This window comes from Geodermatophilus arenarius (genome assembly GCF_042654585.1).
Taxonomy (GTDB): Bacteria; Actinomycetota; Actinomycetes; order Mycobacteriales; family Geodermatophilaceae; genus Geodermatophilus; species Geodermatophilus arenarius.
On sequence record NZ_JBHSGR010000005.1, the window covers coordinates 45,194 to 62,365 of the forward strand.

A 17,172-nucleotide genomic window follows, 5' to 3' on the forward strand; every position below is an offset into this window, starting at 1 on the left:
GAGGCCGGCGATGCGGGACCAGGGCGCGCGGACGACGTCGGCGGCGCGCGGCCGTCCGTCCCGGGGTCCACCCACCGGTCCGAGTCTGGTCCCTGGCAGGGGGTGCCGCGCGGGGGCCTAGTGCGGCGGGCCGGTGAGCGGGTACTCGCGGGCGACCGCCCAGGTGCCCTCCGGGGTCTGCTCGAACTCGGTGAACGAGGTGACGCGGAACTCCGCGGAGAGGTCGCCGAGGCCGGTGTAGGCCAGCTCGAGCATGTCGCCCGGCACGTCGTGGGCCACGGTCACGTGCGGGTGGTACGGGTAGGTCAGCGAGCGGGCCAGCGGGCCGGACCGGACGTCGGTGGCCAGCAGCTCGCAGTTGCCGATGCCGCGCGCGACGGCGACGAACACGACGTCCGAGACCGGCGTGAACGTGCCGGTGCCCGACAGGTGCATGTCGAAGGGCGGGTGCGCCGCGGCGACGCGCCCCAGGTGCTCGGTGATGGCCGCCCGCTCGACGCAGGGCACCTCGGTGGGCGGCAGCAGCGTGACGTGCGGCGGCACGAAGCCCGCCTGCGGGTCGCCCACCTTGGCGCGCCAGTCGGTCAGCAGCTGCGCCCACGGCTCGGGGATCGGCACCAGGACCCCGACGACGGCGGTCTCCGGCGGCGCCACACGGCTGCGCGGGACGAAGGTGTCGTCGTTCACGACTCCACCACCGGTGCCAGGAAGCCGACCCGCTCGTAGACCGCGCGGACGGTCCCCGCGGCCACCTCGCGCGCCCGGGCGGCACCGGCGGCCAGCAGCCGCTCGAGCTCGGCGCGGTCGTCGAGCAGCTCGTTGGTGCGCTCGCGGACCGGCGTCACGAACTCGGCGACGACCTCGGCGAGCTCCTTCTTCAGGTCGCCGTAGCCGCGCCCGGCGAAGCGCTCCTCGAGCTCCGCGACCGGCGTGCCCGACAGCGCGCTGTGGATGGCCAGCAGGTTGGTGACCCCGGGCTTGTTGACCGGGTCGGCCACGATCTCCCGGCCGGTGTCGGTGACCGCCGAGCGGATCTTCTTCGCCGTCACCTTCGGGTCGTCGAGCAGGAACACGCAGCCGGCCGGCGGCAGGCTCTTGCTCATCTTCTTGTCCGGCGACTGCAGGTCCATGATCCGCGCGCCGCCGGCCGGGACGAGGGTCTCCGGCAGGGTGAAGGTCTCGCCGAAGCGGCTGTTGAAGCGGGTGGCGAGGTCCCGGGTCAGCTCCAGGTGCTGGCGCTGGTCCTCACCCACCGGCACCTGGTCGGCCTGGTAGACGAGGATGTCGGCGGCCTGGAGGACCGGGTAGGTGAACAGCCCGACCGAGGCCGAGGCGGTGCCCTCGCGCTGGCTCTTGTCCTTGAACTGCGTCATCCGGCCGGCCTCGCCGAAGCCGGTGAGGCACTCGAGCACCCACGACAGCTGCAGGTGCTGGGGCACGTGGCTCTGCACGAACAGCGTGCTGCGCTGCGGGTCGACGCCGAGGGCCAGCAGCTGGGCGGCCGAGACCAGGGTGTTCCGGCGCAGCTCCTCGGGGTCCTGCGGCAGCGTGATCGCGTGCAGGTCGACGACGCAGTAGAAGGCCTCGGTCGTCTCCTGCAGCGCGACCCACTGGCGGAGCGCACCGAGGTGGTTGCCGAGGTGGAAGGAGCCCGCCGTCGGCTGGATGCCGGACAGGACACGGGGAAGAGGCACGACGGCCATCAAACCAGCCGGGCGCTAGGCGACCGGCGCGCCGGGGCGCACCGTGTCGGGGGTCGTGACGGCGAGCACGTCGTCGAGCGCGGCGAGGAACAGGGCGTCCTCCTCGGGCGTGCCGACGGTCACCCGGATCCCCTCGCCGGCGAACGGCCGGGTGATGACGCCGCGGGCCTCCAGCGCCGCGGCGGTCGCGGCGGACGGCTCTCCCAGCGGCAGCCACACGAAGTTGGCCTGGCTGTCGGGCACCGCCAGGCCGCGCCCGCGCAGGGCCGCGGTGAGCCGGTCGCGCTCGGCGACGACGGCGGCCACGCGGCGGCGGACCTCGTCCTGGCTGCCGAGCGCGGCGACGGCGGCGGCCTGGGCGAGCACCGAGACGCTGAACGGCACGTGCGTGCGGCGGACGGCGTCGGCGACGGCGGGGTCCTCCGCGACCAGGTAGCCGACCCGCAGGCCGGCCAGGCCCCAGGCCTTGGAGAACGTGCGCAGCACCGCGACGTTCGGGCGCCCGCGCATCAGCTCCAGGCCGTCGGGCACGTCGGGGTCGGTGACGAACTCGCGGTAGGCCTCGTCGAGCACGACCAGCACCGTGCCGGGCACCCGGTCGAGGAACCGCTCGAGCTCCGCCCGCCGGACCGCGGTGCCGGTCGGGTTGTTGGGGTTGCACACGAACAGCAGTCGGGTGTCGTCGTCCACCGCGGCGGCCAGCGCGTCGAGGTCGTGGGTGTCGGGGGCACCGCCGGGGACCGAGGGCACCAGCGGCACCTGGACGCCGCGCGCGCCGGCGACCTGTGCCAGCAGCGGGTACATCTCGAACGAGCGCCAGGCGAAGGCGATCGCCGTCCCGGGGTCGTTGAAGGCCTGGGCGAGCTGCTGGCAGAGCATGACCGCACCGCAGCCGGGGACCACCTGCGCCGGGTCGACGCCGTAGTGCTCCGCCAGCGCGGCGGTGAGGACGGCGGCCCCGTTGTCGGGGTACCGGTGGGTCTCCCCCGCCGTCTCCGCCAGTGCCCGCACGACCGCCGGCAGCGGCGGGAAGGGCACCTCGTTGCTGGCCAGCTTCACGGCGCGGTCGACGCCGAGCTCGCGCGCCAGGTCGGCCGGGTTGCGGCCGGGCTTGTAGGCCGGCAGCGCCTGCACCGCCGGACGTGCGCTCACCACGGACAGGTCCTCCCGGGCGACGGCTCCTAGGGTGGCCCCATGCGCGTTCTCGTCGCCGGTGGGGCCGGCTACATCGGCAGCGTAGTCACCGCCGCCCTCCTCGAGGGCGGCCACGAGGTCACCGTGCTCGACGACCTGTCGACCGGGCACGCCGACGCGGTGCCCGAGGGCGCCCGGTTCGTGCGGGCCACGCTGCAGGACTCGGCGCCGGTGCTGGCCGAGGTGCGGCCGGAGGCGGTGCTGCACTTCGCGGCGAAGAGCCTGGTCGGCGAGTCGCAGGTCAGGCCGGAGATCTACTGGGAGCACAACGTCGGCGGGTCGCTGGCGCTGCTCGAGGCGATGCGGGCGGTCGACTGCCGGCGGATCGTCTTCTCCTCCACCGCCGCCACCTACGGCGAGCCCGAGCAGGTGCCGATCCGCGAGGACGCGCAGACGCGGCCGACCAACACCTACGGCGCCACGAAGCTCGCCGTCGACGCGATGCTGACCTCGTACGCGACCGCCTACGACTTCGCCGCGGTGAGCCTGCGGTACTTCAACGTGGCCGGCGCCGCGTACGGCCTGGGCGAGCGGCACACCACCGAGACCCACCTCATCCCGATCGCGCTGCAGGTGGCGGCCGGGAAGCGCGAGGCGATGACGATCTACGGCGAGGACTACCCGACGCCGGACGGCACCTGCATCCGCGACTACATCCACGTCTCCGACCTCGCCGACGCGCACCTGCTCGCGCTGACCGCCCCGGAGCCGGGCGAGCACCGGATCTACAACCTGGGCAACGGCACCGGGTTCTCCGTGCAGCAGGTGGTGGACGCCGTCCGCGAGGTCACCGGGCACCCGGTGCCGGTGGAGGTGGGTGACCGGCGGGCCGGTGACCCGGCGCAGCTGGTGGCCTCCAGCGACCGCATCCGGGCGGACCTGGGCTGGACGCCGCGGCACCCCGACCTGGCCGGCATCGTGCGCGACGCGTGGGAGGTCGCGCAGAAGCGGGGCTGACCGGCCTCAGCCGGCCGGGGTGTCCTCCCCGGCCGGCTCGACGTCGGGCGCCCGGGTGACCGACAGGCGGGCGATCCGCCGTCCGTCGAGCTCGAGGACGGTGAGCGTGCGGCCCTCGACCTCGACGGCGTCGCCGACGTCCGGCAGCCGGCCGAGCTCGGCGAGGACGTAGCCGGCGACCGTCTCGTACGGGCCCTCGGGCAGCCGCAGGCCGGTGACCTGCGCGAAGTCGTCCAGGTTGAGCAGCCCGTCGACGTCGTGCGGACCGCCGGGCTCCTCGCCGTCCTCGGGGGCGACCTCCTCGTCGTACTCGTCGTAGATCTCCCCGATGACCTCCTCGATGAGGTCCTCGAGCGTGACGATCCCGTCGGTGCCGCCGTACTCGTCGACGACGATCGCCAGGTGCTGGTTCTCCCGGCGCATCTCCGACAGCGCCGTCAGCACGCCCGCGGTGCCGGGCAGCCGCTTCACCTCGCGGGCGAGGTCGCCCACGGTCGCCGCGCGCCCGGCCGGGTGCGTGGGGAACAGCAGGTCGCGCACGTGCACGAACCCGACGACGTCGTCCTGGTCGCGGCCGGCGACCGGGTAGCGCGACCAGCCGGACTCCGCGACCTGCCGCGCGGCGCGGCTGACCGTCGTCGAGGCGTCGAGGAACTCGACCTCGGTGCGCGGGGTCATGACCTCGCGCACCTCGCGGTCGCCGGCGCGGAAGACCTCGTCGATGAGCCTCCGCTCGTCGCTGGACAGCGACTCGTGCGCGGCGACGAGGTCGCGCAGCTCCTCCTGGCTGATCGCCTCACCGCTGGCCTTCGGGTCCCCGCCGAGCAACCGGACCAGCACGTTCGTCGACGCCGACAGCAGCCAGATGACCGGGCGGGACAGCCGGGCGATGGTGTTCAGCGGCCGGGCGACGAGCAGCGAGAAGCCCTCGGCGCGCTGCAGTGCGAGCCGCTTGGGGGTCAGTTCCCCCACGACCAGGGACACGTAGCTGATCGCGACGGTGACCAGCACCAGGGCCAGCGGGTCGGCGACGCCCTCGCGGAGGCCGCGGCGCACCAGCCAGTCGCTGAACGGCTCGGCCAGGGTGCTGGCACCGAAGGCGGCGGACAGGAAGCCGGCGAGGGTGACGCCGACCTGGACCGCGGCGAGGAAGCGGTTGGGGTCGCCGAGCAGCCGGGCCAGCGCGCGGCCGCGGCGGCCCCGCTCCGACAACACCCGGACCTGGGCCTCGCGCAGGGACACGAGCGCGATCTCCGCACCGGCGAACACGCCGCCGATCAGCACGAAGACGACGACCATGACGATGTCGAGCCAGACGTCGCTCACCGGCGGCGCGCTCCTCGTGTCTCGGGGTGGTGGTCCGTCCATGCTGCCCGGACGGGGACCCGAAACCCACCGCGCGCCCCGGGAGACGTCCCCCACGACCCCCGGCGCGACCTCCGTGTGACCTCGGTCACGTCACCCTCCCGGGTGACCTCCGGCTACGGCTACTCTGCACGAAGTCACAGAAAGCGACTTGTCGACTTCGTGAGGTAATCGCTCCGTGCGCCACCGGTCTTCCCCGCCGTCCGCCCGCCACGCCGCTCGGGTGGCACCCCAGCGCCCGCCGCGGCGCCGGGGCCGCGCCCGCCGCCTGCTGCCGGTCCTGCTGGTCGTCCTCGTCGTGGGCGGCATCGCGCTGCTCGTGCCGCTCATGGCCGCCGGCCGGGGCGGGCTGTCGACGGCGGAGTCCGCGGCGACCTCCGCGGCGGACGCGGTGGAGGACGGCGTGGAGGACGGCGCCGAGCGCACCGGCGTGGTGACGATGGGCGTGGACGGCGCCCCGACCACCGCTCCGGGGACGGCACCCGGCGCGCCGGGCTCGTCGGCGGCGGACTCCCCCGCGCCGGGCTCGTCCGCGCCGGACACCCCCGCGCCGGGGACCTCCTCGTCGGCGGGCCGCTCCACCGCGTCAGGCGGGTCGTCGTCGGCGCCCTCGTCGTCCTCGGCCGGGACCTCGTCGTCCGCGTCCTCGTCGTCCGCGTCCTCGTCGTCCGCGTCCTCGTCCTCGTCGTCCTCGTCCTCGTCGTCCGTGCTGCCCGGGTCCCCGGCCCCGGAGCAGGGCGGGTCCTCCTCGTCGGCCGGGTCCTCGTCGTCGGCCGGGTCCTCGTCGTCGGCCGGGTCCTCCGCGTCGGCGGCGGGGTCGGGGACGCAGACGCCGCCCCCCTCGTCGGAGCCCGCACCGGCGCCGGTGGCCCGGACCGCCGCCGCCCCGGCCGACCCCTCCGCTGAGGCCGCGGTGCTGACCCTGGTCAACCAGGAGCGCGCCGCCGCCGGGTGTGCGCCGGTGGTCGCGGACGCGGCGCTGGCCGCCGTCGCCCGGGCGCACAGCGCGGACATGCGCGACCGCGGCTACTTCTCGCACGACACCCCCGAGGGGCTCGACCCGTTCGACCGGGCCCGGGCCGCGGGCGTCGGCAACGCGCGGGCGGAGAACATCGCCCAGGGCCAGCCCGACCCGGCCGCGGTGATGGCGGCGTGGATGAACAGCCCCGGCCACCGGGCGAACATCCTGAACTGCTCGCTGACCGAGCTCGGCGTGGGCGTGGCCGAGGGCTCCGGCGGCCCCTGGTGGACCCAGCTCTTCGGCGCCTGAGCGCCGGCGCCGGGTGATCACGCCGGGTCAGGAGGGCTGTCAGCGTTCCGCTGGCACTGCTGGGTCCGGGGTGATCACCGGTCGAGGGCGCGCGCCAGGTCGCGGAGCAGGTCGTCGGGCCCCCGGAGGTCGCCCTTCGTCACGAAGTGGACGCGCCAGCCGGCGGACGTCAGCCCGTTGAGACGGCGCCGGTCCCGCGGCAGCTGGTCGGGCGCCCCGTGCCAGGCGCCGTCGTACTCGAGCGCGAGCCGGTGCTCGGGCCAGGCGAAGTCGACGCGGGCGACGAAGCGCCCTCCGCACCGGACCTCGTACTGCGCCACGGGGAGGGGCAGGCCGGACCGGTGCAGGAGGAGTCGCAGGCGCGTCTCCTGGGGCGACTCGGCGAGCCCGTCGGCGAGTGCCACCGCCCGGCGGGCGTACGCGCTGCCACGGCACCGGGGCAGCGCCGCGACCGCGGCCCGCACGGCAGCGAGGTCCGCGACGCGGGCGCGGACCAGTCCGTCGAGCAGGACGACGGCCTCGTCCGTCCCGTCCCGCCGGACGAGGTCCACCGCCGTCCGCACACGCGCGGTCCAGCGCAGCCAGGATCCGTCGTGGACGACGTCCCCGCGCAGCGGAGCGCTCCGCACCGCGACTCCGGGTCCCGGGCTCCAGCGTCGCCCTGGCGGCACGACGACCTCCACCGGGTCCTCGGCTCGCGCGAGGTCAGCGGCGCCCCAGAGCACCGCCGCGGTCCGCCCACCCAGCGCGGCGGACCGGGGCATCACCAGGCTGACCCCGCGGGCCATCAGCCGGTGGTCGACGGGCAGCCCGGCATCGGCGTAGACGTCCTGGCGCAACCGGCGCCAGGCCCCGCTCCGCAGCTCGTCCTTCGTCAGCACACCGGCCGCCACCGCCCACGTACCCCGGAACACCCGTCCGTGGAGCAGTGGTGGGCGGCGGGGCGCGACGGGCACCGGTGGAGCCTGCCCGGCGCCGGTCGTTCGGCGTGCCCGCTGTCCACAGCCTCGACCACCTCGGGTCGGGAGGGCGCTCGACGCCCGCGAGTGCCCGCCGGACCCGAGGTGATCACGCGGCCCCGAACGCGAGCGGCCCCCTCACCGCAGGGTGAGGGGGCCGCCGGCGTCAGCGACTACGTCAGGCCATGGCCTTCTGCAGGTTGCTGTCGATGGCCGCCAGGAAGTCCTGGGTGGTCAGCCACGGCTGCTCCTTGCTGATCAGCAGCGCCAGGTCCTTGGTCATCTGACCGCCCTCGACGGTGTCGATGCAGACCTTCTCGAGGGTCTCGGCGAACCGGGTGACCTCGGGGGTGCCGTCCAGCTTGCCGCGGTGGGCCAGGCCCCGCGTCCACGCGAAGATCGACGCGATCGGGTTGGTCGAGGTCTCCTTGCCCTGCTGGTGCTGGCGGTAGTGCCGGGTCACCGTGCCGTGGGCGGCCTCGGCCTCGACGGTGCGGCCGTCGGGCGTCATGAGCACCGAGGTCATCAGGCCCAGCGAGCCGAAGCCCTGCGCGACGGTGTCGGACTGGACGTCGCCGTCGTAGTTCTTGCACGCCCAGACGTAGCCGCCCTCCCACTTGAGGGACGCGGCGACCATGTCGTCGATGAGCCGGTGCTCGTAGGTGATGCCGGCCTGCTCGAACTGGTCCTTGAACTCGGTCTCGAAGACCTCGGCGAAGATGTCCTTGAACCGGCCGTCGTAGGCCTTGAGGATCGTGTTCTTCGTCGACAGGTACACCGGGTAACCGCGCTGCAGGCCGTAGTTCATCGAGGCCCGGGCGAAGTCGCGGATGGACTCGTCGAGGTTGTACATCGCCAGCGCGACGCCGGCCCCGGGCGCCTGGAAGACCTCGTGCTCGATCGGCGCGGAGCCGTCCTTCGGCGTGAAGGTCACCGTCAGGGTGCCCTCGCCGGGGAAGCGGAAGTCGGTGGCGCGGTACTGGTCACCGAAGGCGTGACGGCCGACGATGATCGGCTTGGTCCAGCCCGGCACCAGCCGCGGCACGTTCTGCATGATGATCGGCTCGCGGAAGATGACGCCGCCGAGGATGTTGCGGATCGTCCCGTTCGGGGAGCGCCACATCTTCTTGAGGCCGAACTCCTCGACCCGCGCCTCGTCCGGGGTGATGGTGGCGCACTTGACGCCCACGCCGTGCTTCTTGATCGCGTTGGCGGAGTCGACGGTGACCTGGTCGTCGGTGGCGTCGCGGTGCTCGATGCCCAGGTCGTAGTACTCCAGGTTGACGTCGAGGTACGGCAGGATCAGCTGGTCCTTGATGAACTGCCAGATGATCCGGGTCATCTCGTCGCCGTCGAGTTCGACGACGGTGCCCTCGACCTTGATCTTGCTCACGTCAGACATTCCCTCTCTGCAGCCCCGGCCCGTCGGGCCGGGAGTCGGTCAGGTCGCGGTGCAGTCGCTCTACAGCTCCGCGACGTCGGCCTGCTTGGCGCGCACGGCCTCGGCCGCCTCGCGCAGTCCGGCCAGCTCGCTCTCGGTGAGGTCCCCCTCGACCACCCGGCGCACACCCGCGCGCCCGATCTCGGCCTCGACGCCGAGGTAGACACCGGAGATGCCGTACTCGCCGTCGACCCAGGCGCACACGGGCATGACGGCGCCGGAGTCCTCCATGACGGCGCGGGCCATCCGGGCCGCGGCCGCGGACGGCGCGTAGTACGCCGACCCGGTCTTGAGCAGCGCGACGACCTCCGCGCCGCCGTTGCGGGTGCGCTGCACGAGGTGCTCGACGCGGTCGGGGGCCAGGACGTCGGCCAGCGGCTTGCCGTCGACGGTGCAGCGCGAGGGCACGGGCACCATCGTGTCGCCGTGCGAGCCGAGGGTCAGGGTGCGCACCGAGGACACCGGGACGCCGAGCTCCTCGGCGACGTTGTTGGTGAACCGGGCGGTGTCGAGCATCCCGGCCTGGCCCATCACCCGCTCCTTCGGGAAGCCGGTGGCCAGCTGCGCCAGGGCGGTCATCTCGTCCAGCGGGTTGGACACGACGATGACGACGGCGTCCGGCGAGGTCCGCGCGACGTTCTCGGAGACGTCCCGGACGATCTTCGCGTTGGTCTCGATGAGGTCCATCCGACTCATGCCGGGCTTGCGCGGCAGGCCGGCGGTGACGACGACGACGTCGGACCCCTCGGTGCCCTCGTACGAGCCGCCGCCGACGCCGACGACCCTCGTCTCGAAGCCCTCGATCGGCCGTGACTGGTTGATGTCGAGGGCCAGGCCCTCGGGCTTGCCCTCGACGATGTCGGTGAGGACGACGGTCTCGAAGACGTCGTACTCCGCGAGCCGGAGGGCGGTGGTGGAGCCGTAGAAGCCGGCACCGACGACGGTGACCTTGCCGTTCCTGGGCTGCTCTGCCATGGGCGTCAACCTAGACCCGGGACCCCGGTCGCCGCGCCCGCGGGCCGACGCTCAACTGCCCGGGACCGCGAGGGCCAGCGCCGACAGCGCGACCCCCGTCCCGGCCATCAGGACGACGTCGACCGGCCGGCTGCGGACGGCGAGGAAACCGACCCGGCGGACGGGGAGCACCAGCCGCAGCACGCCCGCGCCGACGAGCGCCAGCCCGACCACCAGCAGGCCGCGCCGCCAGTGCTCCAGCGCCACCATCCCGAGCCCCACCGCGACCACGACCAGCACCGCGAACAGCGGCAGCTGGCGCAGCAGCCCGGCCAGGAACGGCCGGCGCAGGTACAGCGGCGGGCGCGTCATCAGGCGCTGAGCACCTCGTCCGCGGCGGCGCGCTCGGCGGCCAGCACCACGTTCTGCAGGAGCATCGCCCGGGTCATCGGCCCGACCCCGCCGGGGTTGGGCGCCACGTGCCCGGCCACCTCGGCGACGTCCTTCGCGACGTCACCGGCGATCTTCCCGTCGACCCGGCTGACGCCGACGTCGAGGACCGCGGCGCCGGGCTTGACGACGTCGGCCGTGACCAGGCCCGGCACGCCCGCGGCGGCGACCACGACGTCGGCGGTGCGCAGGTGCTCGGCCAGGTCCCGGGTGCCGGTGTGGCAGAGGGTCACCGTGGCGTTCTCGGTGCGCCGGGTGAGCAGCAGCCCGAGCGGGCGGCCGACGGTGATGCCGCGCCCGACGACGACCACCTCCGCGCCGGCCACCGGGACGTCGTACCGGCGCAGCAGCTCGACGATGCCGACCGGCGTGCACGGCAGCGGCCCGTCGACGCCGAGCACCAGCCGGCCGAGGTTGACCGGGTGCAGGCCGTCGGCGTCCTTGGCCGGGTCCATCGCCTCGAGGACGGCGTACTCGTCGACCTGGCGGGGCAGCGGCAGCTGGACGATGTAGCCGGTGCACGCGGGATCGGCGTTGAGCTCCTCGACGACGGCGAGGACGTCGGCGAGCGTGGCGGTGGCCGGCAGCTCGCGCTGGATGCTGGCGATGCCGACCTGCGCGCAGTCGGAGTGCTTGGCGTTGACGTACCAGCGGCTGCCCGGGTCGTCGCCGACCAGCAGCGTGCCCAGGCCGGGCCGGTGCCCGGCCGCCGTCAGGGCCGCGACCCGCGCGGTGAGCTCCTGCCGGATGGTGGCTGCGGTCGCCTTGCCGTCGAGGATCGTCGCGGGCACCCCGACAGTGTGCCGGAGGCGCCTCCCCGCCGACCGCCGCGGCCCTACGCTTCGAGGTGAGCCCCCGCACGGCCGGATCCCTCGAGGAGAGCTGATGACCGAGCGCGACCCGTCCACCCGGCAGCTCGGGGCCGACTGGCGGGAGCAGACCACGCCGGGTCTGGCGCCCGTGGCCGGCGCGTCCGCGGGGGGCCCCGGCGCGTACGGCCAGGCGGGCCCGAACCCGTACACGACGCCCAGCTACTCCGACCGGCCGGTGCCGGTGCGCGGGCCGGACTCGCTCGGCGGGCTGCTGCTCATCCTCGCCGGCATCGCCGCCGCCGTGAGCCTGCCGCTGCGCTGGCTGGCGCGGGCCGGCGACACCGGTTGGGGTCTCGTCGGCCGCGGCTTCGACGAGGCGGACGCCGGCTTCGGCGCCCTGGTGGACTCCGGCTTCTGGCAGCCGCTCGCCGTCGTGCTGGGCGGGGGCGTGCTGTTCCTGCTCGGCGTCCTGCTGTGGCTGCCCGCCCGGACGCACCGCCTCCTCGGCGTCCTCGCGCTGTTCGTCAGCGCGCTGGCGATCGCCGCGGTGCTCGTGCCGTTCGCCGTGGAGGACTGGGACCCGGCGGCGTTCGGCGTCGGCTTCTGGTCCGCCTGCGCCGTCGGCGTCCTCGGCCTGCTCGGCGCGCTCAAGGCCATGCTCACCGGCCCCCGCTACCGCTGACGGTCCCGTGACACTGCCGTCCCACCGGACGGCACCGCGGCCAGGAGCCGTCCCCGGTCCGTGTCGGGCCGCTCCCGGCGCTCGGTCGTGGGAGCCTCCGGCCCCCGCTCCTCCCGCCGCCCGCGGAGTGCCCGGCTCAGCCCTCGACGAGGGCGCCGTGGGCGCGGGCGACCTGCACCGCCTGCACGAGGTCGATCCGGACGCCGGTGAGCTCCAGGCCCCGCCAGGGCCAGGCCTCGGTGGCCGCGCCGCGCAGGTCGGTGCCGCGCAGCTTCGCGCCCTGCAGGCGGGCGCGGTCGAGGTCGGCGCCGGTGAGGTCGCACTCGCGCAGGTCGGCGTCGGTGAGGTCGGCCTCGCGGAACCGCTGACCGGACAGGTCGCTGCCGGACAGGTCGACGCCGCGCAGTGACGTCCAACTCCAGTCGGAGTCGGTGCTGGTCAGCGGCCGCAGGACGGCGCCGGGGAACTGCGAGCCGGTGAGCTTGCAGCCCTCCCAGACGGCGTCGATCAGCCGGGCGCGGTCGAACCGGCAGGACAGGAACGCGCTGCCGCGGTGCCGCGACCCGCTCATCCGCACGCCGGTGAGGACGCAGGAGTCGAACACGCAGCGGCGGGTGACCAGCTCGGTGAGGTCGGCGTCGTCGAAGCGGCAGCGGGTGAAGGTGACGCCGTCGAGCTCGGCGCCCCACCAGTCGACGCGCGCGAGGTCGGCGTCCTCGAGCTCCTCCCCCGGCTCCGGCGGACGGACGTGGGGCCGGCCCCCCGGTGCGCCCGACCTCAATGCGCGAAGTGGCGGGTGCCGGTCAGGTAGAGCGGGACGCCGGCCGCCCGCGCCGCCGCGACGACCTCCTCGTCCCGCACCGACCCCCCTGGCTGCACCACCGCGCGCACCCCGGCGTCGAGCAGCACCTGCAGGCCGTCGGCGAAGGGGAAGAACGCGTCCGAGGCGGCCACCGACCCCGCGGCCCGATCCCCCGCCCGCGCGACCGCCAGCCGCGCGGAGTCCACCCGGTTCACCTGGCCCATGCCGACGCCGACGGTCGCCCTGTCGTGGGCGAGCAGGATCGCGTTGCTCTTCACCGCGCGGACCGAGCGCCACGCGAACACGAGGTCGTCGAGGCCGGCGGCGTCCAGCGGCTCGCCGCACGCCAGCGTCCAGGTGGTCGGGTCGTCGCCGGCGGCGTCGATGCGGTCGGCGCTCTGCAGCAGCAGCCCGCCGCCGACCGGCCGCAGCTCGACCGGGGGCCGGCCGGCCTCGGGCAGCCGCAGCAGCCGGATGTTCTTCTTCGCCGTCAGCACCTCGACGGCGTCGGCGGTGAACGACGGCGCGACGACGACCTCGGTGAACACGCCGGCCACCTGCTCGGCCATCGCCAGGTCGACCTCCCGGTTGGCCGCGATGACGCCGCCGAACGCCGAGACCGGGTCACAGGCGTGCGCCTTGCGGTGGGCGGCGGCGACGTCCGGGCCGACGGCGATCCCGCACGGGTTGGCGTGCTTGACGATCGCCACGCAGGGGTCGTCGTGGTCGTGCGCGGCCCGCCACGCGGCGTCGGTGTCGACGTAGTTGTTGTAGGACATCTGCTTGCCGTGCAGCTGCTCGGCGTGCGCGATCCCCCCTGTCCCGGCGCCCGGCTCGCCGCTGCGGTACAGCGCCGCCCGCTGGTGCGGGTTCTCGCCGTAGCGCAGCACGTCGGCGCGCTCCCAGGACGCGCCGACCCAGGACGGGAAGCCGGACTCGTCGTCGGGGGCGAGCACGTTGCCCATCCACGAGGCGACGGCGATGTCGTAGGTGGCGGTGTGCCGGAAGGCGGCCACGGCCAGCCGCTGCCGCTCGGGGAGGGTGAAGCCGCCGGCGGCCACGGCGGCGAGGACGTCGCCGTACCGGGCCGGGTCGACGACCACGGCGACCGACGGGTGGTTCTTCGCGGCCGCGCGCACCATCGCCGGGCCGCCGATGTCGATCTGCTCGACGCACTCGTCCGGGGTCGCGCCCGAGGCCACGGTCGCGGTGAAGGGGTAGAGGTTCACGACGACGAGGTCGAAGGCGGCGACGCCGAGCTCCTCGAGCTGCGCGACGTGCTCGGGCTTGCGCCGGTCGGCGAGGATGCCGGCGTGCACGGCGGGGTGCAGCGTCTTGACCCGCCCGTCGAGGCACTCGGGGAAGCCGGTGACCTGCTCGACCGGGGTGACCGCGATCCCGGCGTCGGCGATCCGCCGCGCGGTGGCCCCGGTGCTGACCAGCTCCACGCCGGCATCGGCCAGGCCGCGGGCGAGCTCCTCGATCCCGGTCTTGTCGTAGACGCCCAGCAGGGCTCTGCGGATGGGGGTCCGGCTCTCGGTCATCGCGGGCTCTCCTCCGTCGTCCCGGTGACGAGTCGCGCCACCGTCTCCACCAGGAGCGTCCGCTCCACGGCCTTGATGCGTTCGTGCAGGCGGTCCTCGTCGTCGCCCGGCAGCACCGGCACCTCGCGCCGGGCGAGCACCGGGCCGGTGTCGACGCCGGCGTCGACCAGGTGCACCGTGCTGCCGGTGACGTCCACGCCGGCGGCCAGCGCGTCGCGGACGGCGTGCGCGCCCGGGAACGCCGGCAGCAGCGCGGGGTGGGTGTTGACCAGCCGGCCCTCGTAGCGGGCCAGGACGGCGGGACCGACGATCTTCATGAACCCGGCGGACACCACCAGGTCGGGCTCGTGCGCGGCGATCGCCTCGGTCAGCGCGCGGTCCCAGGCGGCCCGGTCGGGGAAGTCGCGCAGCGCGACGGTGAACGTCGGCAGGCCGCGGCGGCGGGCGTGCGCGAGCCCGGCGGCGTCGCGGTCGGCGCCGACGGCGACCACCTGCGCCGGGTAGCCGGGGTCGTCGGCGGCCTCGAGCAGCGCCGCGCACAGCGAGCCGGTGCCCGAGATCAGCACGACGACCCGCGCCCGCGGGGAGGACTCGGGGCCGGGCACGTCCGCGACCCTATCGACGGCGCCAGGGGCCTCAGCCGAGGGACCGCCAGCGCGCGGTGGCCGCCCCGACCGCCGCAGCGACGCCGGCCTGCAGCGCGAAGGAGAGCGCCGTGGCCACGGGCGGCGCGCCGACGTCGGCGAGCGCGCCGTCGCCCAGCGAGCCGCCGGCCACCGCGGCGAGGACGCCCACGCCCAGCCCCAGGACGACGCCGGCCGGCACGCCCCACAGGCCGGCGACCACCGAGCCGCCGTCGTCGTCGGTCATGCGGCGGCCCAGCGCCACCCCGGCGACCAGCCCGGCCAGCGCCGGGACCGCCTGCGAGACGAACGCCAGCAGCGGCACCGCCTGGGTGTCGGGCAGCGCGGCCAGCAGCGGGAACGCCGGCACCGGACCGAGGCTGATCCCGTGCACCGAGACGACGGTGCCGGCGCCGACGGCGAACCCGGGCCCGGCCGCCACCCCGAGCGCGGCCGCGGCGGCGTTGGGCAGCAGCAGCGCCCCGAGCGCCAGCGTGCCCACCGCACCGGCCCCGGAGCCGCCGAGGGCGCCCGCGACCGCGGCGTAGCCGGAGGCGTCCGCGGCCAGCGCGACGGCGACGACGGCGAGACCCAGTGCGCCCGCGGCGAGCAGCCCGGCGAGGACGGCGGGCAGCAGGGGCCGCACCGGCCCGGGCAGGCGGTCCAGGACGCCGTCGAGCAGGTCGCCCTCCCGGAGCACGCCCCAGCCGACGGCGACCGCGGCGAGGACGGCGGCGCCGAGGCCGCAGCGCAGCAGGTCGGTGCGGGCCCCGGGCCCGTCGACGACGAGCCCGAGCAGGACCGCCAGCAGCGCGTGCACCGCGACCGCGGTCGCCACGACCCCGGCGGCGGCGCGGGCGCCGGCGGGCTCGGCGACGCGCAGCACGCCCCGCCCGGCCCGGTCGAGCCCCCAGGCGACGGCGAGGGTGAGCAGCAGCGGCGCGAGGACCAGCGGCCCCGACGGCAGGTCGAGCCCGCCGCCGTTGGCCAGCAGCCACAGCCGGCCGCCGACGCGGGCCGCGCTCGGGACCGAGAACCCGCCTGCGGGATCGAGCGTCTCGACCACCACGACCGCGAGCCCGAGCCCGAGCAGCCCGAGCAGCGTGACCGCGGCCGTGGCGGCGGCGGTCAGCGCGGCCGGGTACCAGGGCCGCCCGGCACCGGGGCCGCGCTGTCCCGGCACGGGCAGGCGCGCCAGCAGGGAGACCACGACCCCACTCTCGCAAGCGTCCCCGCCGTCTGTCCGCCGCACGCGCCGGGAGGGGCGCCGGAACGGCGACGAGGGCCGGCGGCAGTGCCGCCGGCCCTCGTCGGGACGGGTACGCCCGTGACGGAGCGCGGTCGGATCAGGGCTGGCCGTGACCCGAGGCGGAGGAACCGCCGTGCTGGCCGGAGGAGTGCTGACCGGGGTCGGTGACCGGCGACGGGGTGTACGGCTGACCGAGGCCCGGCTGCCCGGGCTGCCCCGGCTGCCCGGGCTGGCCCCACGGCTGCGCCGGCTGGCCGCCGTAGGGGGCGGGCCCGCCGTACGGGCCCGGGGCGCCGTACTGGCCCGGAGCCGCCGGCGGGCCCGGGGCGCCGCCCTGGCCGATGCCGAAGTCCGGCGCCTGCTGGTTGGCCCACTGCGCGGCGCCGGCGAGGGCGCCGGGCAGCGCCGGCCTGTTCCGCATCTCCGGCAGCAGCCGCAGGAACGCGAACACCGCCACCGCGACGGTGACCAGGAAGCCGAGCAGCGCGAACACCGAGAAGCCGGCGTCGAAGGTCTGGATCCAGGCGACCAGGGTGAGCAGCGCGGCCAGCCCGGCCAGGCCCACGGTGATCCAGCTGCGCGGGAAGCCCAGGTCCAGCTGCACGAACGCCGGCAGCAGCGCCCACACGCCGGCCAGGAGCAGCAGCACGAAGCTGAAGGTCACCAGGCCGCTGACCTCGAAGCCGGAGAAGCTGTAGCTGATCTCCGGGACGTCGAAGCCGGGGACGTCGAAGCCGAAGTCGTCACTGCTGGAGAAGGTCGCCCACGGCAGCAGCGCGAGGACCAGGTAGACCAGCGCGCCGGCGGCGACGACGTAGTCGGCCGTCCTCAGGCGCCCGAGGTCGAAGCCCGCACCGGCCGGGCGCGGGGCCTGGCCGTACGGCGACGGGGCGCCGGGCGGCGGCTGCTGGCCGTACGGCTGCCCGTAGGGCTGCGGCGCGCCGTGGGGCTGCTGGCCGTGGGGCGGCTGCTGACCGTAGGGGGCCTGCTGGCCGTAGGACGGCTGCCCCTGAGGAGCACCGTAGGACGGCGGCTGCTGCCCGTACCCCGGCGGCCCGTACCCCGGCGGCCCGTACCCCGGCTGGCCGTACCCCGGCTGGCCGCCCGGTCCCGGCTGCCCGGACATCCCGGGCTGCTGAGGCGGCTGACTGGACGTCATCGTTCGAC

General features: G+C 75.5%; 17 protein-coding genes. 3 read left to right on the plus strand and 14 right to left on the minus strand.

The genetic code is table 11. From position 1 onward, the window contains the following. Positions 1-117: 117 nt before the first annotated feature. The 3 genes from ACFO3M_RS06145 to hisC are packed head-to-tail and all read right to left on the minus strand — an operon-like array spanning position 118 to position 2,855. Positions 118-687 (minus strand): 2'-5' RNA ligase family protein, encoded by a 570-nt coding sequence (locus tag ACFO3M_RS06145; RefSeq protein ID WP_387987582.1) that lies wholly within the window; start codon positions 685-687, stop codon positions 118-120. Beyond that, positions 684-1,703 carry a tryptophan--tRNA ligase gene (gene trpS, locus ACFO3M_RS06150; protein ID WP_387987584.1) on the minus strand — a complete coding sequence of 340 codons (1,020 nt, stop codon included), beginning with the start codon at positions 1,701-1,703 and terminating at the stop codon, positions 684-686. The genes ACFO3M_RS06145 and trpS overlap by 4 nt, the downstream gene beginning before the upstream one ends. Before the next feature lie 15 nt (positions 1,704-1,718). Then, the gene (gene hisC / locus ACFO3M_RS06155) at positions 1,719-2,855 is read right to left on the minus strand and encodes a histidinol-phosphate transaminase (protein WP_387987586.1); all 1,137 of its coding nucleotides are present in this window, start codon (positions 2,853-2,855) and stop codon (positions 1,719-1,721) included. A gap of 42 nt (positions 2,856-2,897) precedes the next feature. Between hisC and galE the strand changes: the two genes are divergently transcribed. Then, on the plus strand, positions 2,898-3,854 hold the full coding sequence (gene galE, locus ACFO3M_RS06160) for a UDP-glucose 4-epimerase GalE (RefSeq protein WP_387987588.1): 957 nt from the start codon (positions 2,898-2,900) through the stop codon (positions 3,852-3,854). Between the two features lie 6 nt (positions 3,855-3,860). Here the strand turns inward: galE and ACFO3M_RS06165 are convergent, their stop codons facing one another. Beyond that, the gene (locus ACFO3M_RS06165; protein WP_387987590.1) at positions 3,861-5,180 is read right to left on the minus strand and encodes a hemolysin family protein; all 1,320 of its coding nucleotides are present in this window, start codon (positions 5,178-5,180) and stop codon (positions 3,861-3,863) included. 262 nt (positions 5,181-5,442) lie between these two features. On the opposite strand from ACFO3M_RS06165, the gene ACFO3M_RS06170 reads away from it, so the two are divergent. Beyond that, positions 5,443-6,489 carry a CAP domain-containing protein gene (locus tag ACFO3M_RS06170; RefSeq protein WP_387987592.1) on the plus strand — a complete coding sequence of 349 codons (1,047 nt, stop codon included), beginning with the start codon at positions 5,443-5,445 and terminating at the stop codon, positions 6,487-6,489. Between the two features lie 74 nt (positions 6,490-6,563). Here ACFO3M_RS06170 and ACFO3M_RS06175 read toward each other — a convergent pair whose 3' ends face one another. The 5 genes from ACFO3M_RS06175 to ACFO3M_RS06195 all read right to left on the minus strand — a co-directional run bounded on the left by ACFO3M_RS06175 (position 6,564) and on the right by ACFO3M_RS06195 (position 11,084). After that, positions 6,564-7,370, minus strand: a complete 807-nt coding sequence (locus ACFO3M_RS06175; protein WP_387987594.1) for an endonuclease domain-containing protein — start codon at positions 7,368-7,370, stop codon at positions 6,564-6,566. A 256-nt stretch (positions 7,371-7,626) separates the two neighbouring features. After that, complete coding sequence (locus ACFO3M_RS06180) at positions 7,627-8,841, minus strand: NADP-dependent isocitrate dehydrogenase (RefSeq protein ID WP_387987596.1); 1,215 nt, start codon at positions 8,839-8,841, stop codon at positions 7,627-7,629. Between the two features lie 69 nt (positions 8,842-8,910). Continuing rightward, positions 8,911-9,864, minus strand: a complete 954-nt coding sequence (gene mdh, locus ACFO3M_RS06185; protein ID WP_387987598.1) for a malate dehydrogenase — start codon at positions 9,862-9,864, stop codon at positions 8,911-8,913. Positions 9,865-9,915: 51 nt separating this feature from the next. After that, entirely contained in the window at positions 9,916-10,215 is a 300-nt protein-coding gene (locus tag ACFO3M_RS06190; protein ID WP_387987600.1) for a DUF3017 domain-containing protein, read from the minus strand. Continuing rightward, entirely contained in the window at positions 10,215-11,084 is an 870-nt protein-coding gene (locus tag ACFO3M_RS06195; protein WP_387987602.1) for a bifunctional methylenetetrahydrofolate dehydrogenase/methenyltetrahydrofolate cyclohydrolase, read from the minus strand. Before ACFO3M_RS06195 ends, ACFO3M_RS06190 begins: the two co-directional genes overlap by 1 nt. A gap of 94 nt (positions 11,085-11,178) precedes the next feature. On the opposite strand from ACFO3M_RS06195, the gene ACFO3M_RS06200 reads away from it, so the two are divergent. Continuing rightward, on the plus strand, positions 11,179-11,787 hold the full coding sequence (locus ACFO3M_RS06200) for a hypothetical protein (protein ID WP_387987604.1): 609 nt from the start codon (positions 11,179-11,181) through the stop codon (positions 11,785-11,787). A 136-nt stretch (positions 11,788-11,923) separates the two neighbouring features. Here the strand turns inward: ACFO3M_RS06200 and ACFO3M_RS06205 are convergent, their stop codons facing one another. From ACFO3M_RS06205 to ACFO3M_RS06225, 5 genes are all read right to left on the minus strand, one after another. Continuing rightward, positions 11,924-12,568 carry a pentapeptide repeat-containing protein gene (locus tag ACFO3M_RS06205; RefSeq protein ID WP_387987606.1) on the minus strand — a complete coding sequence of 215 codons (645 nt, stop codon included), beginning with the start codon at positions 12,566-12,568 and terminating at the stop codon, positions 11,924-11,926. Next, positions 12,565-14,133, minus strand: coding sequence for a bifunctional phosphoribosylaminoimidazolecarboxamide formyltransferase/IMP cyclohydrolase (purH, locus tag ACFO3M_RS06210; protein WP_387987610.1), 1,569 nt, complete (start codon positions 14,131-14,133; stop codon positions 12,565-12,567). The genes ACFO3M_RS06205 and purH overlap by 4 nt, the downstream gene beginning before the upstream one ends. Next, complete coding sequence (gene purN, locus ACFO3M_RS06215; protein WP_387987612.1) at positions 14,130-14,738, minus strand: phosphoribosylglycinamide formyltransferase; 609 nt, start codon at positions 14,736-14,738, stop codon at positions 14,130-14,132. The genes purH and purN overlap by 4 nt, the downstream gene beginning before the upstream one ends. Before the next feature lie 31 nt (positions 14,739-14,769). Beyond that, positions 14,770-15,966, minus strand: coding sequence for a cell division protein PerM (locus ACFO3M_RS06220; protein ID WP_387987613.1), 1,197 nt, complete (start codon positions 15,964-15,966; stop codon positions 14,770-14,772). 136 nt (positions 15,967-16,102) lie between these two features. After that, positions 16,103-17,131: a hypothetical protein gene (locus ACFO3M_RS06225; RefSeq protein WP_387987614.1), complete on the minus strand. Its 1,029-nt coding sequence runs from the start codon at positions 17,129-17,131 to the stop codon at positions 16,103-16,105. Between the last annotated feature and the right edge of the window lie 41 nt (positions 17,132-17,172).